This window comes from Paenarthrobacter sp. C1, assembly GCF_049315185.1.
GTDB lineage: Bacteria > Actinomycetota > Actinomycetes > Actinomycetales > Micrococcaceae > Arthrobacter > Arthrobacter nicotinovorans.
The window spans coordinates 2,127,855-2,153,590 of the sequence record NZ_CP186052.1 but is presented as its reverse complement, the minus strand read 5'-3'; the positions used below and the strand labels follow the sequence as shown (position 1 = coordinate 2,153,590).

Sequence of the window (25,736 nt, the reverse complement as noted above, 5' to 3'; positions counted from 1 at the left end):
GGGCCGGGTCCCCTGCTTCCCGCTAGAGCGCCGCCCGGATCTTCTTCAGGTGCAGCCCCCGGCAAGGGATGGCTGCTGAGACGAGGTCTTGGCTGTGCTGGTGCTGCGGATCGGCGAAGAACTTCTGGGTGTCCGTGAGTTCAACCAGACGGCCTTGGAAGAGGACGGCGACCCGCTGGCACATGTGCCGGACCACGTCCATGTCGTGGGTGATGACCACAAGGGTCATGCCGCGCTCCCGGTGGAGGCGTTTGAGCAGGTCCAGGATGGTTCGCTGGGTCAGCGCATCCAGGGCCGAGGTGGCTTCATCGCAGATGAGCACCTCGGGTTCCAGCAGCAGTGCCCTGGCAATCGTGATCCGCTGCAACTGGCCGCCGGAGCACTGGCTTGGGCGCCTGTCCAGCAGGTCAGGGTCCAGCTCGACCTCCTCCATGGCTTCCCTGAGCAGTTGGCTCCGTTCGGCAGATGTCAGTTGTTTGCGGGGTTGAAGCGGGGCTTCCAGGCTGGCGCGCAGCGTCATCCGGGGATCGAAAGAATCGTGCGGTTCCTGGAACACCAGCTGCACGGCGGTGGGGGCACTCGTTCCCCCTGCAAGCGTCCTGTCGATGCTCCCGCTGCTGATCTCTTCCAGCCCAACGATCGCCCGGGCAAGGGTGCTCTTCCCGGACCCGGATTGGCCAAGGACGCCCAGGATCTCCCCCTGCTTCACATCGAGTGAAACGGAGTCCAGCGCCGGGTGGTCAACGCCACCCCCGCCCCAGCGTCGTCCGGAGCCGAAGTTTTTGACCACGTTTTTCAATGTCAGAACGGTCCGCTCGGGTACCCGGGCATCTGAGGTGCTGGTGGGCGACAGGTTGGACGCATCACGGAGGCTGCGTGCATAGGCAGTCCGGGGACTCCCAAGCACAGCTTCGGTGGTGCCGGACTCCACGATCACTCCGGCTTCCATCACCAGCACCCGGTCAGCGAAGGCGGCCACGGAAGCAAGGTTGTGCGTGATATAGAGGATGCCCAGCCCGCGCTGGATCCGTTGCCGGTCGAGCAACTCCAGGATTTGCTGCTCCAGCACCTTGTCCAGTGCGGAGGTCGGCTCGTCAGCGAGGAGGATGTCTGGCTGACCTGCCAGGGCCATGGCTGTCATTGCCCGTTGCGCCATCCCGCCGGACAACTGGTGCGGGTACGCCCGCGCGCCCCGGGCCGGATCCTCAAAGCCGACATCGGCAAGCAATTCGTGCACCTTCGCATCGGCCGCCCTGCCTCGCAAGCCACCGTGAAGCTTCAGTGGTTCCTTCAGATGCCTGCGGATGGTTCTGTTCGGGTTGAACATCCTTTTGGGTTGCTGGAAGAGCATCCCCAGCCGACCGCCCCGGATTCGGTTAAGTTCAGTCTCCGGGGCGCGGGCCACGTCCACAGCGCCGAGCCTGATGGAGCCGGAGGCCATCTCCAGTTGCCCGGGCAGTAGCCGCAGAATGGACTTGGCAGTCATGGTTTTGCCGGAGCCCGAACCACCCACCAAGGCGACGAACTCGCCCGGCTTAACCGAAAGACTGACCCCCGACAGCACATTCCGTTCGGTACCGGCGTTGCGAACCGTCAGATCTTCGATCACGAGCTCAGGCATGCTGACCCTCCACCACAAGAACGTCCACGGGATCCGCGGCCCGGCGGGATGCCCGCTGGCCAATAAGGGTGACGCACAGAGCCACCAGGAAGATGGCAAGACCAGGTGCGATGATGCCCCACGGAGCCCTCTCCGCGTACGGCTGGGCGGCAGCAAGCATGGATCCCCAATCAGATTGCGGCGGCTGGACGCCAAGCCCCAGGTAGGACAAGGCACCCACGCTGATCAGCAGCTGCCCGAACCGAAGGGTCGCCTGCCCCAGCATCGGTGCGGCCAGATGCGGCAGGATGTGTCGGAAAATAATGAACGACGGCGGACACCCCACCACACGCGCCGCTTCAATGAAGCCGCGTGAGGACACGTCATAGGCAAGAGTCCGGGCAAGCCGGGCAAAGGGCGTCCATCCAGTGACGGTCAGGGCCACCAACAACGACGTGAAGCCGGTACCCATCGCAGCCACAATGAAGAGCGCTACTACCATCTCCGGCAGGGCCAGCAGGACGTCGTTGGTGCGCGTAAAGAATTCATCCAGCCAACCCTTGCGGCGCGCACTAAGCACACCGATCGCCAAGCCAATGACCCCGGTCAGCACGGTTGCCAGTGCCGCCACCACCAAAGAAAAGCGACCGCCGTCGAGCAAGCGGCTTAGTGTGTCCCGGCCCAAATGGTCCGTTCCCAACCAGTGGTCGCCGCTGGGCGGCGCCAGGCGCGCAGCAAGGTTTTGCGCATCCGGCGGGAAGGGCACCAGCCATGGGGCGGCCGCTATCGCTGCCACAATCAGGGCGAGGACGACGACGGCGGCGCGGTCGATCACTGAACTCCTACGCAAGGGCGCCACTCACCTTGGGGCTGAGTATGCGGTGGACGAAGTCAGCGAGCGTCGTGATCGCTACTGCGAGGGCCACCACAACCACTACGCCTCCCTGAGCCAACGGAATGTCACTGTTGACCACAGCGTCGTACAGGAGACGCCCCATGCCCGGGATGGCAAAAATGACCTCAACAATTACCGACCCTCCCAAAAGTCCGGCGAACCAGACGGCGAAAAGTGTGGACAACGGAACCAGTCCGTTGGGAATCACATGCCGCCAGACTGTTTGCACGCGGCTCAGGCCACGGGCCCTTGCAGCCTGGATGTGTTCGGCGTCAAGGGCGTCGATCATGCCTGCACGGACAGCCGAGGTGAAGAAGCTGATGGGCCGCAATGCCAGCGTTACCGCCGGCAGGACAACGGACGATGCTGTGTTCCATCCTGCGGACGGGAACACTGACAATCTAAGCGCGAATACCAGGACCAAAAGCGGCGCCAACCAGTATTCCGGCATCGCGATGAAGGATTGGGTAACTGTGGTGATGAGCTTGTCGGTCTTGCCGCCCTGCTTCAGCGCCGCAACAATCCCCAGCGGAAGCGAGACCACCACGGCGGTCCCCAAGGCCACCAGCACGAGGCTGAGCGTGATGCCCAGCGCCGGCATGACCTGATCAACCACGGGCGTGCGGCTGATATGTGAGAGCCCCATGTCTCCGGTGAGGAAGTCTCGCAGCCAGCGCAGATACTGAACGGGAAGAGGGTCCTGGAGCCCAAGGCTTGAACTCAGTGCGTGAACGGTCGAGTCGTCCACGACGTCGCCGGCGACGCGGGACCTGATGATCTTTCGGACGGGATCGCCAGGCGTGACGTAGGGAATAAGGAAAACGGCGAAAGACGACAGCAGGACGGCGGCCACGAGGGTCGCCGTCCGCTTCGCGAGGAACGTGATCATGCGTTTTGGTTCGCTGGTCCCGGATCCTCAGGAGCCGGACTTGGCTGTATCGGCCGTCAGAACGTAGCGGGACAGGGGGTCCTGCACATAGGAAAGCACGTTGCTGCGGACGGCATCCGTCGCTTGTTCGTTGACGAGCCAAAGGTTGACGGCCTGGTCGTCCAGGATCCCCCCGGCCTGGGCATACAGCTTGTAGCGTTCTTCGGTGTTGGCCGTTTGGGCCGCCTTCGCGATGAGCTGGTCGTACCCGTCGTCGCAGAAGTGGCTGAGGTTGTACGTACCCTTGCAGGTGTAATCGGCCGTCAGGAATCCAATGGGGTCCGCAATGTCGATCAGCCTGTTGCGTTGGCTGAGGATCATGTCGTAGTTGCCGGCAAGAACGTCCGGCTCGGCTGCGGCGTATTCCTTGGCCTGGATGCTCACCGGGACACCGATGTTCTTCAGGTTGTCCTGGATGACCGTAGCGACGTCCGCGAACTCTGCCCGCTCCACGATGGCGATGATTTCCAAGGGGCGGTCCGCGGAGTACCCGGCGTCCGCCAGGAGCTTCCTGGCTTCCTCCACGTTCTGCTTGGGCGAACTTGCCTCGGGTGAGGCCCACGGTTCGGAGGACGCGAAGGGACCCGCTGCGGGAAGTGCCGCACCCTCGTAGACGCTGGCGGACAGTGCTTCGAGGTCCAGGGCGGACCGAAGTGCCTTGCGGAACCCGAGGTTATTGAACGGTGCCCGACCGTTGTTCATGTAGAGCGTGGCCGTCCGGGGAGAGTCTGCCTTGAGGACAGAAACCCCGGGCGCGTTCTGCAGGGAGGACAGGGAGGCGGCAGGGATGGAGAGCGAAATATCGGCTTCCCCTGTTTGGACTTGGGCCGCGCGCGTGGCGCCATTGGTAATGAACCGGACCTCTGCCCCGGCGAGTTTGACCTCGCCGCCCCAATAATCGGGGTTGCGGTCGAGGGTCAGGGACTGCTTGGCCTTCTCCGAGACGGGAGTGAACGGGCCGGTGCAGTGACCGAAGGGATCGACCGTCGCGCCCTGGTATGCAGCCGGTGCGAGGATGCCGGTGTTGACGCTGGCGAGGCGGAACGGGACGAGCGGACTTTCCGCCGGCGTGGTCACCCGGACGGTTCTGGCGTCCATGGCTTGGACGCTGCTCACGGTGCTGGGGCCGAACGCCCTGGCGGGCACCTTCGCTTTGAGCACGGAGTTCAAGGACGCTGCCACTGACTCGGCTGTGAGTTCGGTACCGTCCTGGAATTTGACGCCGTCGCGGATGGTGAAGTCCCACTCAAGGGGTGAGACCTGCTTCCACTCCTTGGCGAGGAACGGCATCACTTTGCCCTGGGCGGCATCATACTTGGTCAACGTTTCCAGGCAGCCGGACAGCGAGAGGATGTAAGCAGCGTCGGATTCCAATGCCCAATTGGCTACAGGGGCACGAAAGTTGTCCACCACGATGCGCTGGTTCGTGTCGGCCACCTTACCCTCAGTGCCGGGCTGGCCTCCGCTCAGGCCGCAACCTGTAAGGGTAAGGAGGGCGGCAAGCCCTGTCACGGAGAATCGGCTGAGTTTGCGCAAAGGAACCGCCTGCTGAGAACGCCCGAACGGGTGGGCTTGAGGAAAATGAAGACTATTTAGGTTAGCCTTACCTCATTCTACCGCGAAAATGACGCGCCCGTTCCTCCGTAACAATGTGCGCAAGCCCACAGGCTGTTGTCAGAGCGTGCCGGCGTCTATGACGAAACGGTAGCGGACGTCGCTCGCCAGCACCCGCTCGAAGGCTTCGTTGATCTGTCCGGCGCGGATGACTTCCACCTCTGCTCCGAGTCCATTGGCGGCACAGAATTCCAGCATTTCCTGAGTTTGGCGGATGCCGCCCATCTTGGAGCCCGAGAGGTTGCGCCGCATTCCAATGAGGGACCAGGCGCGTTGACTCAATGGTTTCGAAGGCAGGCCTACCAAAACCATGGTGCCGCCGAGGGAAAGCAATGAAAGGTAGGCGTCAACATCGATGTCCGCAGAAACAGTGTTAATGACCAGATCCAGTTGCCCCTCGAGGTACTTGAACGTTTCGGGTTCCGATGTTGCGTAGTACTGCTGGGCGCCGAGCCGGAGCGCGTCCTCCCTCTTCTTCAGCGACTGGCTGAGGACGGTCACCTCGGCTCCCATGGCGGCGGCAATCTTGACGCCGATATGGCCAAGGCCGCCCATGCCGATGATGGCTACGCGTTTCCCCGGCCCTGCCCGCCAGTGACGCAGCGGGGAATACATGGTGATGCCCGCGCACATCAGGGGTGCCGCATCCTGAAGGGAAATGCCGTCGGGAATGTTCAGGACGTATTTCTCGTCCACAACAATGCTGGTGCTGTATCCACCGGCGGTGGGGAGCCCGTCACGTCCGAACGAGTTGTAGGTGCTGGTGGAGCCTTGCAAGCAGTACTGTTCCTCGCCCGCACGGCAATTGGCGCATTCCCTGCAGGAATCAACAAAGCAACCCACGCCAACCCGGTCTCCCACGAGGTGGCGGGTGACTCTTCGTCCGACCGCTTCCACCACGCCAGCTATCTCGTGACCGACTACCAGTGGGTACCGAACCCCTGACCACTCTCCGCGGGCAGCGTGGATGTCTGAATGGCAGATCCCGGTGTACTTGATGGAAATTCGAACGTCGTAGTCACCAGGATCCCGCCGTTCCACGGTGCCGGGCTCAAGGCCGGATGTTGGGGAAGAAGCTACATAAGCCTGGGCAATGGTGGGCATACCAGCGGCGTCTTTCAGTATCGGGTCAGGTGGAGGGAAGTCGCAGAACTCAGGGATACGGGACGAACCCGAGCTTTTTGTCCACAATGTTCCGCAGTGGCAGGCCACGGCTGAACCGCCAGAGGTTCTCCACGAACAGCTGGCCGAGATCGTCGAGGTAGTCCTCGGTATCGCCACTCATGTGCGGAGTAAGAATGACGTTGTCCATGCTCCACAACGGATGCCCGGCAGGCAGTGGTTCGGGATGAACCACATCCAAGGCCGCCCCGGCAATGGACCCGGAGGTCAGTGCCTGCACCAAGGCATCAGTGCGGACCAGTTCGCCGCGGCCGACATTGATGAGCTGGGCGGTAGGTTTCATGGCCGCGAGCACATCGGCGTCCACCAAGCCCCTGGTGACTTCCGTCAGCGGTGCGGCCAGCACGAGGTAGTCGAAGCCGGGAACAACCAGGGCAAGGTCTTCCGAGGAATGGATCTCATCGAAAGACGCGTCCCCGGGTCGGCTGCTGCGGCCGGCACCGCTGACACGCAGGCCCACGGCACGGAACAGGGACGCGATCTCACGCCCGATGGATCCGGTCCCAACCACCAGTACGCGCTGGCCCTGAATCTTGCGAGTGACGCGGTGCTGCCAGCGCCCGGCCTGCTGGAGCCTCAGCGAACCCTGCGAGTCCTTTGCGATGTCCAGGACGAATCCCAGCGCGAACTCGGCAATCGCGCGGCTCAGGACCCCACGCGAATTCGTGTAGACAACCCCGCTGTTGATCAGGTCATCGAAGAGGAGCTGGCTGATGCCGGCCGCCGACACATGGACCCATTTCAGCGACGAGGCCGCGGCCCAGTTCTCGCGCAGTGCCGGGGAGAATGAATGCCATTGGTACAGCACGTCCGCGCCGTCAAGCGCCTCGGCCAAACCGTCCGCCTTGGTCAGGCGGAGCTCAGCCAGCTCCTGGACTTCGTCCAGCCGGGGCGGCAGGTCCTCCCGGTACAGCACAGCGACGACCGGCCTTTTGGGTTCGGCGACCGTCATGACGACGACGCCGCTGCTGCCGCCGGCTTTCCGGAAGTCCCCGTATCCAGGGAGTCAGCGGCGTACAAGTCGTCGATGGCGGCCAGGACCGCCGCCGTGAACTCCGACGTCGACGATGGTCCCCCGACATCGCGGGTGCCAAGGCCTTCGCGCAGTACCGACTCGAACGCCAGCTGCAAGTGCCCTGCAGCCTCAGGATGGCCCAGGTGCTCAAGCATCATCGCTCCGGACCAGATCTGACCCACCGGGTTTGCCAGCCCCTTGCCTGCAATATCCGGAGCTGATCCGTGCACGGGTTCAAAAAGCGACGGGTAGTCCCCGTCCGGGTTCAGGTTGGCACTGGGGGCCACGCCAATGGAGCCGGTAACGGAGCTGCCGAGGTCAGAGAGGATGTCTCCCAGCAGGTTGGAGGCGACAATGACGTCATAGGTCCACGGCTTCAGGACCAAGTGCGCAGCAAGCGCGTCCACCAGTTCGCTGCTGAGCGTCACATCAGGGTAGAGCCGGGTGGTTTCCTCCACCACTTCGTCCCAGAAGGGCATGGTGTGGATAATGCCGTTGCTCTTGGTTGCCGAGGTCAGGTGACCGCTCCGCGAGGATGCCAGCGATGCAGCGTAGTGTGCTGCCCGCGATACGCCCAGCCGGGTGAAAATCGTTTCCTGGACCGCCGTCTCGTGCGGCAGCCCGCGGTAGGTGCGGCCACCAACCTCCGAGTACTCCCCTTCGTTGTTTTCACGCACGATGAGCACATCGATCGGCGTCTTGTTGGCCAGGGGCGACTTCACGCCGTCGAGCGTTTTGACCGGACGGAGGTTGATGTACTGCTGGAATTCGCGCCGGATGGGGATCAACAGCCCCCACAGCGATTCGGCGTCCGGGACCTCAGGTGAGCCGACGGCGCCAAGGAAGATGGCGTCGTGCTTCGCGAGCACTTCCAAACCGTCAACGGGCATCATCCGTCCGTGTTCGCCGTAGTAGTCCGATCCCCAGGGCAGGTAGGTGAATTCACAACGGATTGAGTGAAGCTGCGCGATCCGTTCGAGGCATTCGATGGCTGCGGGAACAACTTCCTTACCGATTCCGTCGCCGGCGATGACTGCGATTTTATGGGTAGTCATGATGCATTCCGTTCTGAGGTGGCGGTGAGCTGCTGCCATCGGGTGGCGGATCCGGCCAATTTGATGATGGTGCTTTTTGGTTCGGTCATCTCGCGTACTGCGTGCTTTACGCCTTCACGGCCCACACCGGACTTCTTGAAACCGCCAAAGGGCATGGAGTCAATCCGGACATCGCTGGTCTCGTTGATGACCACAGCCCCCACATGCAGCTTGTCGGCAATGGCCAAGGCCAAGCCGATCGACTCAGTAAACACCCCGGCCTGAAGCCCGTACTCTGAAGCATTGGCGGCGTGGATGGCGTCATTGACCTGGATGAAGGGCGCGATGCTGACGACCGGGCCAAACACTTCCTCCCGGATGACCCTGGCGTCTGCAGGTACATCGCTGAGAACGGTCGGCTGGTAAAAAGCGCCGCGGCGCTGACCGCCCACGTGCACAGTGGCGCCGGCTGCCTTGGCCTCCGCCACCCAGTCCTCCACCCGACGGGCCTCCGCTTCGGTAATCAGCGGTCCGATGTCCGTAGCCCGGTCAAATTTCGCTCCGGTTCGGAGGGCGCTGGTCCCGGCGACCACTTTTTCAAGGACTTCTTCGAACAGGGAGATGTGCACATAGACCCGCTGCACGGACAGGCAGTTCTGACCGGCCACGCCGAAGGCACCGGACACGATTGCCTTGGCAGCGGCCCCCGCGTCAGCGTCTGCGCAGACGATTGTGGCGTTGTTGCCGCCGAGCTCAGAAAGGATCTTCTTTGATCCCGCGGCGGCAGCAATACGATCCGCCGTCTTTGGTCCGCCGGTGAAGGAAATGAGGTCCACGTGGGGGTCGGTCACGATCGCCTCGGAGACGCCCGGCCCCGAGACGACAGCGGCGAGCCTGCCGGCCGGGACGCCCGCGTCCAGCAACAGCTGGACGAAGGCAAGTCCCGTCAGGGGCGTACGGCCGGAAGGTTTAAGCACGACGCCGTTGCCTCCGATCAGCGCCGGACCCAACTTGTGTGCCACCAGGTTCAGCGGATCATTGAACGGGGTGATGGCCGCGATGATTCCCACGGGTTTCCGGTTGTACCAGCCGATCTTGTTGGCCCCGGCCATGCTGTCTTCAAAGGCGAGTGTTTCTCCAACGAGTTCGCTGGACGCCGCAGCGGAAAGACGTAACGTCTCGATGCACCGGCGCACTTCACGCTCAGCTTCGGTGATGGTCTTGCTGCTTTCGGCTGCAATGATCTCCGCGAAACGCCCGTCCTGCTCGGCAAGCAGCGCTGCGGCCCGCTCCAAGGCCTCCCGGCGGTCCCGGAGAGCCCAATCATCTTCCTGGAGGTGACGATGAATGAAGGCAACGGCCCTGCGGACATCCTGCGGGGACGATGAACACACTTCCCCCAGCAAGAGTCCATCTTCGGGATCCCGGACCTCTACGGTCATCCCGGCTGTCTCCCAACGGCCTTCGATGAACGCGCCACCTGGCAGTGCGGCGATGCTTGCCCGCCTGTAGGCGGTCTCCTGAGCCGGTTTTGGGCGCTCTCCAGCGACTTTCGTTGATGAACTCATGGATACCTTTGTCCTGCTTACTTGATCCGGTCGATGACTTTTGCCGCTGCCCCGATGAAGGGCAGGAACCATGGCGGCCCGAAGTGGCCGGGCACTGGCGGGTTCTTCAGGTCTTCCCAGACGTTCGCTTGCTTGTCCCCGGCCATGTAGTGGGCCATCCGCTTGCCCATGTGGGCTGCCATCTGCACGCCGTGGCCGCTGTAGCAGAGCGAGTAGAAGAGACCGTCGTGAACGCCTGCGTGGACCATCTGGTCCATGGAGAGGTCAACCAGGCCGCCCCAGATGTAGTCCACCTCCACGTTCGCCAGGTACGGGAAGAGTTCCGTCATGGCCTTATGCAGAATCCCGGCACTCTTGACATCGGAGTCCGGGCTGGAGAGTGCAAAGCGTGCCCGGCCACCGAACAGCAACCTGTTGTCTGGAGTGATCCGGAAGTAGTAGGTGAGCATCTTGCTGTCGGACGCCTGGCGCCTGTTCGGAAGAATCCGGTTGACCACGTCTTCGGGCAAAGGCTCGGTGACGATGATGAAGCTGCCCACCGGGATGACTCGGCGCTGAAGCCACGGAGTGACATTGCCTGTGTAGCCGCTGGTGGCAACCAGCACCTGCTTGGCCCTGGTGATCCCCCGGGTGGTGTGGACATCGTGGACTGTCCCCGCAACCTTCTTCAGCTCGGTAACACCCGCGTTTTCGCAGATCGATGCTCCGTTGTCAGCGGCCACCTTGGCCAGCCCATGAACGAACTTCCCCACATGCAGGCCCGCACCCAGGGGATCCATCATGGCGCCCTGGTAAAAGTCCGTTCCAATTTCGCTGGGGATTTCCGACTTCGGGATGACGTTCACGTGGTGGTCAACAAGGTTGGCGAGCAGTTCCTGGGACTTCAGGAATCCGTCGTAGTGCGACTTATGGAACGCAAGCGAGAGCTTGCCGAATCGCTGAAAATCACAATCGATGCCGTTGTCGTGTACCAGCTTCTCGATGGTTTCGATGGCGTCGTTGTATTCGCGGAACATCTCTACCGCGCGCGGCGCCCCGTATCGCTTTACGGCCGTACTAAAGCCAATGGCCAAACCAGTGGTTGCCATGCCCCCGTTGCGGCCCGATGCGCCCCAGCCGACAGTGTGGCGTTCGAACACAGCAACACTGGCGCCTTGCTTGGCGAATTCAAGGGCAGCGGACAGTCCGGTAAAGCCGGCGCCGATAATCGCAACATCAACGTTCTCGGGGACCGGAGTGCGGCGGTAGTCGCCGGAGGGCTCTGCAGTATCTAGCCAGTAGGGAACAAGTTTCACGGTTTGGCCTTTCGCCTCGACGTCGGTTCAGAGACCGAGGTATGTGTTGATCTCATCCAGGGACTTGGCCGTGCGGAGGTCGTAGCCATCACCGATGGGGTCGTAGCCGCGGTCCAGCATCCAGAGGTTCCGGAAACCCATGTCGTGCATGGGATGCATGTCGTAACGGGTGTGGGAGGAGATGTGCAGGAAGTCCTCCGGCTTGGCATTCAGGGTGTCCAGCATGTATTCGAAGGCCTGGTAGCGCGGCTTATACGCCTGGGCTTGCTCGGCGGTAAGGACGGAGTGGAAGTTTGCGCCGAGCCTGGGAATGCTGATGTCCAGGAAGCTGTCGTCGGCGTTTGACAGGGCCACGAGCTGGAAGTTGTCGCCCATGAGTTTGAGTGGGGCCGGCACGTCGTCGTGGGCACCCCAGCCGCGGACCGCCTCGGCAAACGCTGCGCCTGCTCCTTCGGTGGGCCCAATGCCCCAACGCTTGCACACGCGATCAAAAGAATCCTGAAGGATCTGCTCATAGGGCTTGAAGTCCCCCAGGACCTCGTCAAACCTGTATCCGCGGAACTGCTTCTTGAACGTTGGCCACTGCTCTTCAGAGATACGTCCGTCGAGCAAGCGCCGGGTAGTGGGATCGATGTCGAAGTTGATCAGCGTGCCGTAGATATCAAAGGAGATGTACTTCGGCCGGAAGTTGCTCTCTGCCATGTCGATTCCGTTTCTTGTCGGGAGATTGAAGCGGGCGGGCCGCTGGTGAAGGTGTCGGGCGAGGCTGGATTCCGCCGCAATTGCAGGGCGGGCGGGGTGCGGGCTGCTCGACCGATGACTCGACTCTAGGGCGTTAAATTGTCAATTGTCAACAGTTTCTCACGGCAAATCAGAACGGTTCTCATCGGGCAGATTTCAGGAAAAACTTTCTGTAAATTGTTGACAATCTACTTTTGAGAGGGTTGCATTGCTGTAGATGACGGAGAGATCCGGATCACATTTCAACTTAAAGACTCCCCCTCCCCCACCGCCCGACCCCTCGAAGGGAAGCACTATGAAGATTCGCACGAAAGCTCAGACGGCCGCTGCCGGACTCGCCGTTCTGCTGGCGCTGAGCGCATGTGGCGGCACCGCCAACAGCGACTCTGCAGACAGCAGCAAGACAGCCAACACCACCGACATTTCCGAGGGCGTCCAGCCTGACGAAAAGGCCGTGAGCCTCTTGCCCGCATCCTATAAGGAGAAGGGCGAACTGACGGTGGCAATGGACCTTCATTACCCGCCGACAACCTTCCTCGCCGAAGACAACTCCACTGCGATCGGCCTGAACCCGGACATCGCCCGCTTGGTAGCCAAGAAGCTCGGCTTGAAACTGAAGTTCCAGGACACGAAGTTCGACACCATCGTTCCCGGCTTGGATGGCGGACGCTACGACTTCACCGCCACGACCATGTCCAAAACGGATGAGCGCCTTAAGGTCCTGGACATGATCGACTATTTCAAGGCCGGAAACTCAGTAGCCGTAAGCGCGGGAAATCCCCTGAAGCTCACCAACGAGACCCTTTGCGGTAAGAACATTGCCGTCACGCAGGGTTCGACCGGCCAGCTCAAGCGCCTCCCGGCCCTGAACGAGCAGACCTGCACGTCCAAGGGACAGCCGGCGATCAATGCAGTCACGCTGCCCAATGTCCAGGAAGCCTTGACCCAGCTGGCATCCAAGCGCATCGATGGCATCTTCTACGACACCACATCCCTCGCATGGGCCGGAAAGCAGCAGCCCAACGCCTTCACTCTCCTGACCCCGCAGGTTAACGTCGGCTCGAGCGACCTTACCGCCATCGGCGTCAAGAAGGGCTCGCCCCTGACCCCCGCCCTTCAGGCAGCCATCCAGTCAGTCCTGAACAGCCCTGAGTACAAGAAATCACTGGAGACCTGGGGACTTGAATCCGGCGCCATCACTGACGCCAAGTTGAACTAGCGGGTCACCGATGAGACAAGCAACTATTGAGAGAAGCAAACCGGCAATGAACGGGATGGACGCGACACTCAAACCTCGAATCCGTCGCAGGAGCACCTTTGAATACGTCGCATGGGTCCTCTGCATTGTGCTTGGCCTGGGCATCCTGGCCTCCGTAGCGACGAACCCGAATTTCAAATGGGACGTCGTGGCGAAGTACTTCACCCACGAGGCGATCCTTCGCGGGCTGATGCTCACCATCTTCCTCACCGTGGCCAGCATGGTACTGGGTACCCTCCTGGGCCTGGTCATCGCCATCATGAGGTCCTCGAAAATCAAGCCGATCGCGGCCACGGCAGGTCTCTTCATTACCTTGTTCCGCGGCACCCCTGTCCTGGTCCAACTGATTTTCTGGTTCAACATCGCAGCCCTCTACCCGAACCTGACCATCGGTATCCCGTTCACCAACATCGGCACTGCGATCGATACCAACGCCCTCATGGGCCCAATCACCGCAGCCCTGATCGGCCTGACCTTGAACGAAGCGGCCTACATGGCGGAGATTATCCGCGGCGGATTCTCTTCGGTGGGCAAAGGACAAATTGAAGCGGCCGACTCCCTGGGCATGAGCGCATCCATGAAAATGCGTAAGGTCATCATTCCCCAAGCAATGCCCTCCATCATCCCCGCTACAGGCAACCAGGTCATCGGAATGTTCAAGGAAACCTCCCTGGTCTCCGTCCTGGGTGTGGCCGAACTCCTCCAGAGCGCCCAGCTCATCTACGCCCGCACCTACGAAACCATCCCGCTGCTGATCGTCGCGAGCCTCTGGTACCTCGTCATGACCCTGCTGCTGAGCTACCCCCAATCCAAGCTCGAGCAGAAATACTCCCACACCTCCGTACGGGTCCCCCGCAAGGCCCGCAAGGTGACACTCACCGCACCGGAAGGCATCGCACGATGAACGCTGACGGCACCATCCACGCCCGCCGAATCCGCAAATCCTTCGGACCCAAAACGGTCCTTCACGATATCGACCTCGACATCGCCAGCGGTGAAATCTGCTGCATCATCGGCCCCAGCGGCTCCGGCAAGTCCACCCTCCTGCGCTGCATCAACGGCCTCGAGACCGTCGACTCCGGAGTGCTCAAAGTCAACGGCGACGACTTTGGGTACTACGAAACCGAGAACGCCTACCACGCTCTGCCACCCAGGAAACTGGCCGAACAGCGCACCCGTGTCGGCATGGTGTTCCAACAATTCAACCTCTTCCCCAACATGACAGCCCGCCAGAATGTCATGTCCGGACCGGTCCTGGTCAAAGGTGCCGACAAGAAGCAATCCGCCAAACGCGCCCAGGAGCTGCTCACCAGCGTCGGCCTTGGAGCCTTCGGCGACCGCTACCCTGCGGAACTCTCCGGCGGCCAGCAGCAACGCGTGGCCATCGCCCGCTCACTGGCGATGGATCCCGAAATCATCCTCTTCGACGAACCCACCAGCGCCCTGGACCCCGAAAAGGTCGGGGAAGTCCTCAGTGTCATGCAGGACCTCGCCAAGAAGGGCATGACCATGGTCGTTGTCACCCACGAAATGGGCTTCGCCCGCGAAGTAGCAGACACCCTGCTTTTCATGGACGAAGGTTTCGTCGTAGAACGCGGCGACGCACGCGAGATACTTACCGATCCAAAAGAACCCCGTACCCAAACCTTCCTGAAGCAGGTGCTCTAAACCATGGATGGAAAACTTGCAGTCATCGGCCTGGGCAGCATCGGAAGCATGGCCCTGTGGCAGGCCTCGCGGTTGTCCGATTCTGTAGTGGGTTTCGAAGCGCAAGCCCCTGCCCACGCGCGCAGTGCAGCCGGCGGAGACACCCGACTCTTCCGCATGATCTACCGCGGCAACCCTGCCTACTATCCCATCCTGGCTCGTTCCCGCGAACTATGGGCAGAACTTGAAGCAGAGACCGGGCAGAGCATCCTCACCCGCTGTGGTGGTCTCTCCATCGGCACCAACGACGGACCATACCTCCGCAGCCTGCTCGAGACGACACGAGAAACGGGCGCTGCCCACCACGTCCTCACCCGTGAGGAAATGGCTGCACGCTACCCCCAGCACAACCTCCGCGCCGACGACATCGCCATCCATGACCCCAACGCAGGCGCCCTGCGAACCGACCGCGCCATCACCGCGGCCATCACAGCAGCGGAAGCCAACGGCGCATCCGTCAACACCAACACTCCTATCGAGAGCATCACTGACACCGACGACGGCGTCGTTGTCACTTCCGGTGCAAACTCCTGGACTTTCGAACGGGTCATCGTCGCCTCGGGCGCCTGGTCCAAGCAGCTCATGCCGGAATATCTCAAACGCCAAACGGAAACCAGGCGGATCTTCCTCTCGTGGTTCGTCGCCCGGGACGCGGAGCAGTTCTCCCCGGAGAAATTCCCCGTCTTCATCAGGATTTCGGGTGATCGTTCCATGTACGGCGCTCCCGCAGTGGATGGTGTCACCGTCAAAGCCACTCTGGACGGTCGCGGGGCACCCACACCCGCTGCCGATTCCGTGCCCCGCGACCTCAGCACAGCGGAGATCAAGGAAACCACGGAGACGGTTTCGGAATTCTTCCCGGGTTTGATCCCAAGCATCGTGCGTTCGGATGCGTACCCGGACCTCTTCACCTCCGATTCCCACCCGCTGATGGGTTTCCTCGGCGGGTCCAGCAGGATCTACTCGGCCACTGGCTATTCGGGAGCCGGCTTCAAGATGGCCTCCGGCTACGGAGAAATCGCGGCCAGCGAAGCACTCGGTAAGCGCTGGTTCGATGATTTGGACTTCCTGCGCCCCCAGAGGTTTCAGCAGACCCAGTGAGTATCGCGCTGATCAGGACATCCGTTCGGATCGCGTATTGTTGACAATCTACAGTTCCAAAGAAAGTATGAAGCCATGGCAACACTTAGCCCGATCCTGAAGCAGGCGACCCCCGTGGTTGTCGATCACGCCGCAGGTAGCTGGATCCACGCGACCGACGGGAAAAAATACCTCGATTTCACCACCGGGATCGGCGTCACCAGCACCGGTCACTGCCATCCCGATGTTGTGGCCGCCGCCCGCGAACAGGTGGGCAGGATTGTCCACGCGCAATACACAACCGTCATGCACAAGCCCCTGTTGGAACTCACCGAGCTCCTCGGCACCGTATTGCCGCAGGGTCTGGACAGCGTCTTTTACGCAACGTCGGGCTCGGAAGCAGTGGAAGCCTCCATCCGGTTGGCCCGCATGGCCACCGGCCGGCCAAACATCATCTCCTTCCAGGGTGGTTTCCACGGCCGGACCGTCGCAGCGGCCTCCCTGACCACTGCGGGAACAAAGTTCCGCTCAGGATTCTCGCCCATCATGGGCGGCGTCCACGTAGCCCCGTTCCCGCATTGGTACCGGTACGGCTGGGACGAAGCCACCGCCGTCGAATTCGCACTGAAGGAACTGGACCACCTCCTGCTGACCATCAGCGCCCCGAGCGACACGGCCGGCTTCATCATCGAACCCGTCCTCGGCGACGGCGGCTACATTCCCACCCCTGTTGCCTTCCTCCAAGGGCTGCGCGAGCGCGCGGACAAGCACGGCATCGTGCTGATCCTTGATGAAGTCCAGGCCGGAGTCGGCCGCACCGGCAAGTTCTGGGGACACGACTGGGCGGGCATAACGCCCGACGTCGTCATCACCGCCAAGGGCCTCGCCAGCGGCTTCCCCATCTCGGCAATCGCCGCCTCCAAGGAACTCATGGGCAAGGCCTGGCCTGGCTCCCAGGGCGGAACCTACGGAGGGAACGCCGTCGCGGCAGCAGCCGGTGTCGCCACTCTCGGCGTCATCAAGCGCGAAAACCTCGTGGAAAACGCTCGTCTCCGCGGCGAGGAACTACGGGCAGGGCTGGAGGCGATCCAAGCCGGATTCAGCGGAATCGGCAACGTCCGCGGCCGGGGCCTGATGCAGGGTGTCGAATTCACAGCAGCGGACAAGACCCCCGATGCCGCTACTGCACTGGCTGTCCAACAGGCAGCCATCAAGGAAGAACTCCTGCTCCTCACCTGCGGTCCGCACGGCAACGTCATCCGCCTCATCCCAGCGTTGAACGTCAGCAGCGACGAGATCCAAGTTGCTTTGTCAAGGTTCTCGCAAGCGCTCAAGTCGGCCACCTCCTAGTCCCCCTTGATTACTGAAAGAGCCACGATGTCCCACACACTTGATCCAAGCTCACTGCAGACAGATCTCTTCATCGACGGTCACTGGCAGCCGGCCGCAAATGGCGCCACGTTTGCCGTGGAGAACCCCGCAACGAACGAAGTCATCGCCCACGTCGCCGACGGAGGCCCCGACGATGCCGCCCTGGCCATTGAGGCCGCCGGAAGGGCACAGGCAGCGTGGGGCAAATCCACTCCCCGCGAACGGGCGGACATCCTTCGCCGGGCGTTCGACCTCGTCATCGCCAATACGGAGAAATTAGCGGCAATCATGACCGCCGAGATGGGAAAGCCGCTCGCGGAGGCAAAAGGCGAGGTCGCCTATGGCGCGGAGATGCTCCGGTGGTTCTCTGAGGAAGCAGTCAGGATCGGGGGCGACAACGCCACCTCCGTGGATGGCAACACCCGCATCCTCATTACTAAAGAACCAGTAGGGCCCTCGGTCCTGGTGACTCCATGGAACTTCCCACTTGCCATGGGTGCGCGGAAAATCGCTCCTGCCATCGCTGCCGGATGCACCATGGTGTTCAAACCGGCGGAGCTGACGCCCCTCACGTCGTTGGCGCTCGTTGAGATCTTCAAGGAAGCAGGACTTCCCGACGGCGTGCTGAACGTCGTGACGACGTCGGGCGCTTCCAGCGTGGTCCAGACCTGGACGGACAGTGGGATCGCACGCAAGATCAGCTTCACTGGTTCAACTGAGGTGGGAAAGATCCTGCTACGGCAAGCTGCCGACAACGTGATGCGTTCCTCCATGGAGCTCGGCGGAAACGCACCCTTCATCGTGCTGGCCGACGCGGATATCGAGAAGGCTGTGGATGGAGCCATGAAGGCCAAGATGCGGAATATGGGAGAGGCCTGCACGGCCGCCAACCGCTTCTTTGTCCACCGCTCCGTCGTGGAAGAGTTTGGCGGGAAGTTCGCCAAAAAAATGTCAGAATTGCAGGTAGGCAATGGCGCTGTAGCGGGGACCGACGTCGGACCCCTTATTGAGCAGAAGGGTCTGGATAAGGTCGAAAGCCTGGTTGCAGATGCCGTATCCAAGGGCGCGCGGGTCTTGACCGGGGGAAGCCGTCCGGAAGGTCCGGGGTACTTCTACTCCCCCACCGTACTGATGGACGTGCCCACGGAGGCCGCCCTGATGTCAACGGAAATCTTCGGACCGGTAGCGGCGATCACGCCGTTTGACAGCGAAGACGAAGTCCTCCGCCTGGCCAACGATACCGAGTGGGGTCTGGTGGGGTACGTGTTCACGGAGAGTGTGGAGAAAGCAATGCGGTTCTCCGCCGACCTGGAGGTGGGAATGGTTGGCCTGAACACTGGCCTGGTGTCCAATCCCGCCGCACCATTCGGCGGTGTCAAGCAGTCCGGATTGGGTCGCGAAGGCGGCAAAATTGGGATTGACGAGTTTTTGGAATACAAGTACACCGCAGCAGCGGTCTAATAGGTTCAACTTGCCGAAGCATGGAATGAGGGGATGTCAATGGCGGCACCGGAGGGAATGTTCGTGTTGGAGGGCCGGCCCACGGCGCAGCTGATTGCTGACCAATTACGTGAGCTGATTGTGCAGGGAGCTTTCACGCCTGGACAACAGGTCAACGAATCAGCGCTGGCCAGCCAGCTCAGCACGTCCAGGGGCCCGCTCAGGGAAGCGCTACAGCGGCTGTGCCAGGAGGGCATCCTGGTCAGCAAGCGCAATCGTGGCGTTTTCGTTCTGGAGCTCTCTACAGAAGACATCCGGGAAATCTACGCCGTCCGCGAGGCGGTGGAGCTGGCGGCCGCCAACACACTGCTGGACTCGGAGCCGGATCAGGTCACTGATACCTGCAGGGAACTGAAGGGCATCATCCGAGGCATGGCCAAACAGGTCGCTGCGTCTGACTGGCAAGCTATCGCGCGGCTGGATATGCAGTTCCACACGGCCTTCGTTTCAGGAACCGGCAATACGCGTTTGATCCGGATCTATGAAACCCTCGCAGCGGAATCCCGCATGTGCATTTTGAGCCTTGAGGTGGCCTACCCCCGCATCGATGCCCTGGTGCAGGAACACCAGAAGATCCTGGACCTGCTCGAGGCCCGTGACCGAAGTGGTCTTCAGGATGCCATCAAACGGCACATGCAAAAGGCCGTCGAAGACCTCACTTCCAAGCCTGAAGTAACGGAAATTACCGCTTAGGCTTTTAAACTGCTTCGCACTAAGAAGGGCCCGGTTCGCGGCGGTTTCTAGGGGTCGTTGCAACACCTGTTGGTTAGGTGGTTAGTAGTAAATCACGTAAACGCTCGGCTGGAGTATTCCAGTCGAGCGTTTTGCGTGGGCGGCCGTTGAGTTCCTGTGCTACGTGCTCGAGGTCTTCGGGTCCGTAGACGGACAGGTCGGTGCCTTTGGGGAAGTACTGGCGCAGCAGCCCGTTGGTGTTCTCGTTGGAGCCGCGTTGCCAGGGGCTGGCTGGGTCACAGAAGTAGACCTGCATGTCCGTGGCCATGGTGAAGGACTTGTGGCCTGCCATTTCCGCGCCCTGGTCCCAGGTAAGGGAGCCTCGCAGGTGAGCCGGCAATGTGGCCATGGTTTTGATGAGGCCCTCGCGGACTGTTTCGGCGGTGTGGTCGCCGGGAAGGTGGACGAGCATCACGTAGCGGGTGGTGCGTTCGACCAGGGTCGCGATCGCTGACTGGTTGTGCGCGCCGGTGATGAGGTCGCCCTCCCAATGTCCGGGGATGGCGCGGTCCTCGATCTCGGGCGGACGTTCGGAAATCATGACCATGGGGTCGATGAACCTGGGGGTGCGTTGCTCACCTGTCGTGTGGGGTTTGCGGCGCGTCCGGCCGGTGCGCAGTGCTGCCTGGACCTCGCGTTTGAGTCCGCCTCTGGCTTGGATGTAGAGGGCTTGATAGATCGTCTCTGGACTCACACGCATCTCCGGGTTGTCGGGGAACTCTTCGACCAGCGTGTTGCTGATCTGTTCCGGAGACCAGCGTATGAGCAGTTTGTCCTTCACATAGTCACGCAGGTCCGACTCAACGGCGAGTTTGGCCGTCTTCGGCCGGGCCCGCCGGGCAGCGGCTTTCCGGTGCGCTCCGTGGGGCAGGTAGCCCATCCGGGTATCGGTATTGCGGGCAAGTTCCCGGCTAACCGTTGAGGGCGATCTGCCGAGGGTGTGAGCGATCGCCCTGATCGAGGACCCGGCTGCTTGCAGGTCCCGGATCAGCTCCCGCTCCTGGACGTTGAGGTATCGCCGGTCGATTGGCTTCTCCAGCGCTGATACCGGGACCGGTGTCGTTCCGGTCGCGCCGCCGGGGGAGGTCATGGTGGTCACACCACGTTTGTAATCGACGACCCTGCCATCTGGGTAAATGCGTCGCCCGCCAGTCTTCCGGATTCCCTGATCCCACTCTTCGGCGGTCCGTAAATGAATACCCACCGCCGCAGCGGCTTTCCTCCGATTCACGCCGGTCTTGCGCAGCCGGAAGTACTCATCCCGCCCAGGATGAGGGCCCGCGCCCGGCTTTCCCTGGCTTTTCAGCCCGGCTTTACGAACCCACCCGGCGCATGTATCAGGGTTAAGTGCGAGTTCTCTTGCAGCCTTCCTCGTGCTCTTGACCCGGTCGAACACTCTGAAGAACTCCGCTTTCTGGGCGGATGTGTATTTCCGCTGCCCAGCCTTACGATCCCGGAGGGCCGGCTCAGGGAGCCGAGATTTATGGACCCATTGGTAGCACGTCATCTGATTGAAGCCGAGCTCCGCGGCGGCCGCGCTCACGCTCCCACACCGGTCCCATACGAGAAAAAACTTAGCCTTCTGCTCCGGCGTGTATTTCCTCCGCCCGGCAGATTCCTCCGTTAAAGACGACACGGTCGTTGCAACTCCCAAAAGTTCTGGGTGTTGCAACGACCGCTAGAACCCGCCCGCATGTGAACCGGGCCCTTCCTTTCTGCCTCTAATTGGTCGGGACGTCAGTCACGACCCACATTTTCCGCAGCGTCTCGTGAATGGTCCACGTACCCGTCCAGCCGGCCGGCGTGACGAACAATGTGCCAGGACCAATCTCAAAGCTGCTCCCGTCTTCTTCAGTGATTGTCCCTTTGCCACTGAGGATCTGGCAGATTTCGTCGTAGCCGGGACGAGTGCTCTTGAATACTCCTGGCGTGACCTCCCAGATGCCTGTCTTGTGTCCCTCCCTTGCCCACAGCCGGAACGAGACCTCGGTCTGCCCTGGTGTGCTGCTGGTTGCCTTGCTTATGTGCTCCCCGGGGTTGGCGGTTAATGCATCGTTCATCACAGTGGCCTTGACCATTGCTGCTCCTTCCGGGCCTGGGCCCGACGTCAATGGGCCCGCCATCTTTGGCAGGCCGATCTCTATTTTAGCAATTGTCAACAATTGACGATATGTTTTGCCAGAAGTGACCACAGGGCGGACGCCCCACACCAGGGCGGAGACCCATTCACCGAGGAACAAGCGAGACCTTCATCGCCGGCTGAAACCGCCCCGACCCCGGGTCTGGCCCACGACGCCGAGCAGGAGTAGCGTCGCTCTGAGCAGGTAGCAGAACAGCCAAAGGAGCCAGACATGGCTGGATGGAATGCCGATACCGCCGCCGGCCCCCTGGGCGCGGGGACCGTCACGCTGGTGGAGGGTACTTCCTTCTGCATCTCCCTGCCCAGCGGCGACATTGGTCCGGATCATCCGCACGGCCTGTTCTTCCAGGACACGCGCATCCTGTCCGCCTGGAGCTTGACGGTGAACGGTCAGCCCGTGGAACCCCTGACAGCCCAAACGAAGGAACCGTACAGAGCCATCTTCGCCGGCCGCATCACCATGTCCGACGGATATGCGGACACCCCGCTGATCGTGGAACGTGTCCGCGAATTGGGCGTAGGAATGGTGGAACGCATGACCGTTTGGAATTATTCGATGAAACCCGCGGACTGCCTGATGGAAATCACGGTCGGTGCGGATTTCGCCGACGTCTTCGAAGTCAAGGAAGCGCGGGTTCTGACGCAGTGGGAGGAAAGCTGCGAAGCCGATGCCAACACACTGATCCTTCGCGCCCGCTGGCGGGACATCCGGAAGTCCGTCGTCGTACGTTCCGATGTTGCCCAAGCGAGCCGTGAAGGTTTTAGCTACAGGACCACTATCCCGCCCAGGGGCTCTTGGAGCACCGAGCTGACCGTGATGCCCGGACTTGAAGGGTCGGCGCCGTCAGCGCCGGTGGTGCATCCCGCCGTCGGCGAATTATCCCGAAGCGATCAACGCCGACAGGAATGGGTGGCCAAGATTCCCGTCCTGCATATGGGCAACCACTCAATTGAGAGGACCTTGAGGCGGAGTTACGACGATCTGGGAGCCCTCCGCATCGAGGATCCAGCCCACCCGGAGAGGGTGGTTGTGGCGGCGGGAGCCCCGTGGTTCATGACCCTGTTTGGCCGGGACTCGTTGTGGGCATCGGAAATGGCCATGCCGGTCGATCCCTCGCTGGCCTTGGGAACCTTGCAAACATTGGCTGAGAGGCAGGGTTCGGTAGTCGACCCCGTGAGCGAGGAAGAACCGGGCAAGATTTTGCATGAGGTCCGCCTGGATGTCTCCAGCAGCCTGGCCTTGGGTGGCAAGTCAATCTATTACGGCAGTGTCGATGCCACTCCGCTGTTCGTGGTGGTTCTGGGTTCGGTCAGCCGTTGGGGTTTCGCCAAGGACACCATTGCCGCGCTGCTGCCCCACGCAGACCGCGCCCTCGGCTGGATCCGGGACTACGGCGACAGGGACGGCGATGGGTTCGTCGAGTATGAGCGGCTCAACGATCGCGGGCTGATCAACCAGGGCTGGAAGGACTCATGGGACGGGATCAACTTCGCGGACGGAAGGCCCGCTGAGCCGCCTATCGCGCTGTGCGAGGTCCAGGCATACGTCTACGACGCGTACATGGCCCGCGCCTGGATGGCATACGACGCCGGCGACTCACCCCTGGCGCGCGAACTCGCCGATCGTGCCTCGCAATTGAAAGCCAGGTTCAATGAGGAATTCTGGATGCCGGATCGTGGCTATTATGCGATCGCATTGGACGGAAGGAAGCGGCAGGTGGATGCCTGCGCATCCAATATGGGGCATTGCCTCTGGGTTGGCCTGGTGGACGAGGACAAGGCGCCCCTCGTAGCTGAGCGGCTTATGTCACCGGAGATGTTCAGCGGCTGGGGCGTACGGACGCTGGCAACCGATATGGGCGCCTACAACCCCGCCAGCTACCACAACGGTTCCGTCTGGCCGCACGATAACGCAGTCATCGCAGCAGGTCTGATGCGCTACGGGTTCGTGGAGGAGGCTCAACGGATTGCTACAGCTTTGCTTGATGCGGCCGACTACTCCGAGGGCCGTCTTCCCGAGCTGTTTTGCGGGTTCAGCCGGGAGCAGTACAGCGAACCAGTCCCCTACCCCACCGCCTGCTCACCCCAAGCCTGGGCAGCCACCTCGCCCATCCAACTGATCACGAGCCTGATGAGGTATGACGCCCACGTTTCGCGCGGCGGCTTCTGGATGGATCCCCGGTTGCCTGCCTCCTACGGCGACCTGCACATCACCAACGCGCCCATGGCGGGCGGCCGGGTGACCATCGACATCGCCGATTCAATTCCCAGGGTGCAGGGATTGCCGGATGGCATGAAGTTCCACCGGGGACACCGGCCCTGGTTGACCGAACTCGTGGGGCAGGCGGGCTTGTGGAACGACCTCGATGCCAACAGCCGATCGCATGGCGGCCCGGGCAGGGACCCCCAAAGGAGCTAACGTTCTAGAACGCCGCGCGCAGGGATGTCGCAACGAAACGGCCGCGGCCGGCCGCCTCGCGCAGAATCCAAACAGCCGGAACTCCGCCCACGGCGGGCATCACCTGGCCCTCGGCAATGAACATCGGGGCAGCTTCATGACCTACGGACCACCACCCCGCCTGCGGGCAGTGGTGACCAGTGCTCGCCGTCTCGGACTCGTTAGGGGCTGGGGCAGCAGGGCGGCGCTTCTTCATGGCAATTCCTTCTCCGGGTAACGCCCCGTGGATGGGGCGAGGACATGAATAGAGCCTAGCAATTGTCAACAATCTACGAAAGGGTGAGGGTCTGTAATTTTTGGGTCCACCCCTGGTGCCGCTTTCCCGACCTCCTTATCTTGTTGACAATCCGGCTCGAACAAGCGTATTGTCGACAATCAACGAAGGCGTGAGCGTGTTTCGTCGACAATCGACATCACTAGAACCGGAGGAAACATGGCATTCGCAACCAACCCAAAATTCGTTACGTTCGACATGAACGGAACATTGATCAAATTCAGCATCAACGATGCGATCCGTGACGTCCTGGCTGACCGGCTTCCGGCCGACATCGCTGATCACTACCTGCGGGCCTGCAAGGCATACCGCATCGACGAATGCATGGGCGACTACAAGCCGTTCCACCAAATCATCGCCAACTCCATGGAACGGGCTTCCCGCAGGGTTGGCATCGATTACAAATCCGCCGACGCCCGCGCTGTCTACGAGACCGTCCCCGAGTGGGGCCCCTACCCGGGCGTCACCGAGGCGCTGAACAAGCTGGCTGAGGCCGTTCCGCTGGTCATCATCACCAACAGCGACACTGCGCACGCTACTCGCCTTTCCGAAAACCTGAAGGCACCGTTCGAAGCTGTTATCAGCGCCGAACAAATGGGCATGTACAAGCCTCGGCTCGGCGCATTCGAGTACATGTTCGACAAGCTCGGCGTGACGCCGCACGAGATCGTGCACGTTTCCGCGAGCCCGATGTACGACCTGCGACCCGCAGCCACCTTGGGTATCAGCAACAAGGTCTACGTCGACCGCGGCTTTGAGCACGACGAGCACTGGCTCGGCTACGAACGAATCACTGAAATCGCCGACCTGCCGGTCCTCTTTGGCCTGCAGCGTCCAGCAGCCACATGAGAAAGCCCGCATACAGATGAGCGCCACAAAGACCGGGCCGGCTATCACCAGGCTCCAGGCTCTTGGCCTGGATCTTCCCACCCTCGCCGACAACCCCCATTACGTGGATCACCGGGCCGTTCATTCGAGCATTCATATTTCCGGCCAGCTGCCATTCAAGAACGGCGCCCTCCTGGGGCAAGGCATTGTTGGACGGGACGTGGAGCTGGAGGCAGCGCGGGAACTCGCACGCCACGCCGCACTGAACTGCCTCGCCGCCGCGGAACAAGCAGTGGGAGATCTGAACCGGGTCCAGATAATCCAGATGCTGGTCTTCGTTGCCAGTGCACCCGACTTCGGACTGCAATCGCGGGTGGCCAATGCGGCCAGCGACTTGCTCCTGGAGGTGCTGGGCGAGAACGGACGACATGCACGCACCGCTATTGGCGTCGCAGGGCTGCCGCTCAACGCACCAGTCGAGATCCAAATGGTCTGCACGGCCGTTGACGAATAAGG

23 protein-coding genes are annotated in these 25,736 nt (G+C 61.7%); 10 read left to right on the top strand and 13 right to left on the bottom strand.

Features of this window, described 5'->3' with window-relative positions; genetic code table 11:
- Positions 1-22: 22 nt before the first annotated feature.
- The 10 genes from ACNAOU_RS10045 to ACNAOU_RS10000 all read right to left on the bottom strand — a co-directional run bounded on the left by ACNAOU_RS10045 (position 23) and on the right by ACNAOU_RS10000 (position 11,833).
- Positions 23-1,621 (bottom strand): ATP-binding cassette domain-containing protein, encoded by a 1,599-nt coding sequence (locus ACNAOU_RS10045; RefSeq protein WP_079581292.1) that lies wholly within the window; start codon positions 1,619-1,621, stop codon positions 23-25.
- Positions 1,614-2,459 carry an ABC transporter permease gene (locus ACNAOU_RS10040; protein ID WP_079581293.1) on the bottom strand — a complete coding sequence of 282 codons (846 nt, stop codon included), beginning with the start codon at positions 2,457-2,459 and terminating at the stop codon, positions 1,614-1,616. The genes ACNAOU_RS10045 and ACNAOU_RS10040 overlap by 8 nt, the downstream gene beginning before the upstream one ends.
- Positions 2,443-3,384, bottom strand: a complete 942-nt coding sequence (locus ACNAOU_RS10035) for an ABC transporter permease (protein WP_422758576.1) — start codon at positions 3,382-3,384, stop codon at positions 2,443-2,445. The genes ACNAOU_RS10040 and ACNAOU_RS10035 overlap by 17 nt, the downstream gene beginning before the upstream one ends.
- A 27-nt stretch (positions 3,385-3,411) precedes the next feature.
- Positions 3,412-4,959, bottom strand: a complete 1,548-nt coding sequence (locus ACNAOU_RS10030) for an ABC transporter substrate-binding protein (RefSeq protein WP_110504183.1) — start codon at positions 4,957-4,959, stop codon at positions 3,412-3,414.
- A 138-nt stretch (positions 4,960-5,097) separates the two neighbouring features.
- Positions 5,098-6,141, bottom strand: coding sequence for an NAD(P)-dependent alcohol dehydrogenase (locus ACNAOU_RS10025; RefSeq protein WP_079581295.1), 1,044 nt, complete (start codon positions 6,139-6,141; stop codon positions 5,098-5,100).
- Between the two features lie 49 nt (positions 6,142-6,190).
- Positions 6,191-7,171 (bottom strand): D-2-hydroxyacid dehydrogenase, encoded by a 981-nt coding sequence (locus tag ACNAOU_RS10020; protein WP_422758575.1) that lies wholly within the window; start codon positions 7,169-7,171, stop codon positions 6,191-6,193.
- The gene (locus tag ACNAOU_RS10015; RefSeq protein WP_422758574.1) at positions 7,168-8,289 is read right to left on the bottom strand and encodes a tartrate dehydrogenase; all 1,122 of its coding nucleotides are present in this window, start codon (positions 8,287-8,289) and stop codon (positions 7,168-7,170) included. Before ACNAOU_RS10015 ends, ACNAOU_RS10020 begins: the two co-directional genes overlap by 4 nt.
- Positions 8,286-9,836, bottom strand: coding sequence for an aldehyde dehydrogenase family protein (locus tag ACNAOU_RS10010; RefSeq protein WP_110504180.1), 1,551 nt, complete (start codon positions 9,834-9,836; stop codon positions 8,286-8,288). Before ACNAOU_RS10010 ends, ACNAOU_RS10015 begins: the two co-directional genes overlap by 4 nt.
- 17 nt (positions 9,837-9,853) lie before the next feature.
- Positions 9,854-11,131 carry an NAD(P)/FAD-dependent oxidoreductase gene (locus ACNAOU_RS10005; protein ID WP_422758573.1) on the bottom strand — a complete coding sequence of 426 codons (1,278 nt, stop codon included), beginning with the start codon at positions 11,129-11,131 and terminating at the stop codon, positions 9,854-9,856.
- Positions 11,132-11,158: 27 nt separating this feature from the next.
- Positions 11,159-11,833, bottom strand: a complete 675-nt coding sequence (locus ACNAOU_RS10000; RefSeq protein WP_018778560.1) for a haloacid dehalogenase type II — start codon at positions 11,831-11,833, stop codon at positions 11,159-11,161.
- Between the two features lie 334 nt (positions 11,834-12,167).
- Here ACNAOU_RS10000 and ACNAOU_RS09995 point away from each other — a divergent pair, with 334 nt between their 5' ends.
- From ACNAOU_RS09995 to ACNAOU_RS09965, 7 genes are all read left to right on the top strand, one after another.
- Positions 12,168-13,091 (top strand): ABC transporter substrate-binding protein, encoded by a 924-nt coding sequence (locus ACNAOU_RS09995; protein WP_018778561.1) that lies wholly within the window; start codon positions 12,168-12,170, stop codon positions 13,089-13,091.
- A 46-nt stretch (positions 13,092-13,137) separates the two neighbouring features.
- Positions 13,138-14,034 (top strand): amino acid ABC transporter permease, encoded by an 897-nt coding sequence (locus tag ACNAOU_RS09990; protein ID WP_026267280.1) that lies wholly within the window; start codon positions 13,138-13,140, stop codon positions 14,032-14,034.
- A complete protein-coding gene (locus ACNAOU_RS09985; RefSeq protein WP_018778563.1) occupies positions 14,031-14,798 on the top strand; it encodes an amino acid ABC transporter ATP-binding protein in 768 nt (255 codons plus the stop codon). The genes ACNAOU_RS09990 and ACNAOU_RS09985 overlap by 4 nt, the downstream gene beginning before the upstream one ends.
- Before the next feature lie 3 nt (positions 14,799-14,801).
- Positions 14,802-15,938, top strand: coding sequence for an N-methyl-L-tryptophan oxidase (solA, locus tag ACNAOU_RS09980; RefSeq protein ID WP_110504178.1), 1,137 nt, complete (start codon positions 14,802-14,804; stop codon positions 15,936-15,938).
- Between the two features lie 75 nt (positions 15,939-16,013).
- The gene (locus ACNAOU_RS09975) at positions 16,014-17,267 is read left to right on the top strand and encodes an aspartate aminotransferase family protein (RefSeq protein WP_039241009.1); all 1,254 of its coding nucleotides are present in this window, start codon (positions 16,014-16,016) and stop codon (positions 17,265-17,267) included.
- A 27-nt stretch (positions 17,268-17,294) separates the two neighbouring features.
- Positions 17,295-18,749 carry an NAD-dependent succinate-semialdehyde dehydrogenase gene (locus ACNAOU_RS09970; RefSeq protein WP_422758572.1) on the top strand — a complete coding sequence of 485 codons (1,455 nt, stop codon included), beginning with the start codon at positions 17,295-17,297 and terminating at the stop codon, positions 18,747-18,749.
- A gap of 39 nt (positions 18,750-18,788) precedes the next feature.
- Positions 18,789-19,481: a GntR family transcriptional regulator gene (locus ACNAOU_RS09965; RefSeq protein ID WP_051088518.1), complete on the top strand. Its 693-nt coding sequence runs from the start codon at positions 18,789-18,791 to the stop codon at positions 19,479-19,481.
- A gap of 73 nt (positions 19,482-19,554) precedes the next feature.
- On the opposite strand, the gene ACNAOU_RS09960 is transcribed toward ACNAOU_RS09965, so the two are convergent.
- Positions 19,555-20,751, bottom strand: a complete 1,197-nt coding sequence (locus ACNAOU_RS09960; RefSeq protein WP_422758571.1) for an IS30 family transposase — start codon at positions 20,749-20,751, stop codon at positions 19,555-19,557.
- A 490-nt stretch (positions 20,752-21,241) separates the two neighbouring features.
- Complete coding sequence (locus tag ACNAOU_RS09955; RefSeq protein WP_018778568.1) at positions 21,242-21,598, bottom strand: cupin domain-containing protein; 357 nt, start codon at positions 21,596-21,598, stop codon at positions 21,242-21,244.
- A gap of 273 nt (positions 21,599-21,871) precedes the next feature.
- On the opposite strand from ACNAOU_RS09955, the gene ACNAOU_RS09950 reads away from it, so the two are divergent.
- Complete coding sequence (locus ACNAOU_RS09950; RefSeq protein WP_422758570.1) at positions 21,872-24,079, top strand: glycogen debranching N-terminal domain-containing protein; 2,208 nt, start codon at positions 21,872-21,874, stop codon at positions 24,077-24,079.
- 4 nt (positions 24,080-24,083) lie between these two features.
- On the opposite strand, the gene ACNAOU_RS09945 is transcribed toward ACNAOU_RS09950, so the two are convergent.
- The gene (locus ACNAOU_RS09945; protein WP_144401263.1) at positions 24,084-24,314 is read right to left on the bottom strand and encodes a hypothetical protein; all 231 of its coding nucleotides are present in this window, start codon (positions 24,312-24,314) and stop codon (positions 24,084-24,086) included.
- A 237-nt stretch (positions 24,315-24,551) separates the two neighbouring features.
- Between ACNAOU_RS09945 and ACNAOU_RS09940 the strand changes: the two genes are divergently transcribed.
- Both ACNAOU_RS09940 and ACNAOU_RS09935 read left to right on the top strand, forming a co-directional pair.
- Entirely contained in the window at positions 24,552-25,241 is a 690-nt protein-coding gene (locus ACNAOU_RS09940) for a haloacid dehalogenase type II (protein WP_354627771.1), read from the top strand.
- A 16-nt stretch (positions 25,242-25,257) separates the two neighbouring features.
- Positions 25,258-25,734 carry a RidA family protein gene (locus ACNAOU_RS09935; protein WP_422758569.1) on the top strand — a complete coding sequence of 159 codons (477 nt, stop codon included), beginning with the start codon at positions 25,258-25,260 and terminating at the stop codon, positions 25,732-25,734.
- Positions 25,735-25,736: the final 2 nt, after the last annotated feature.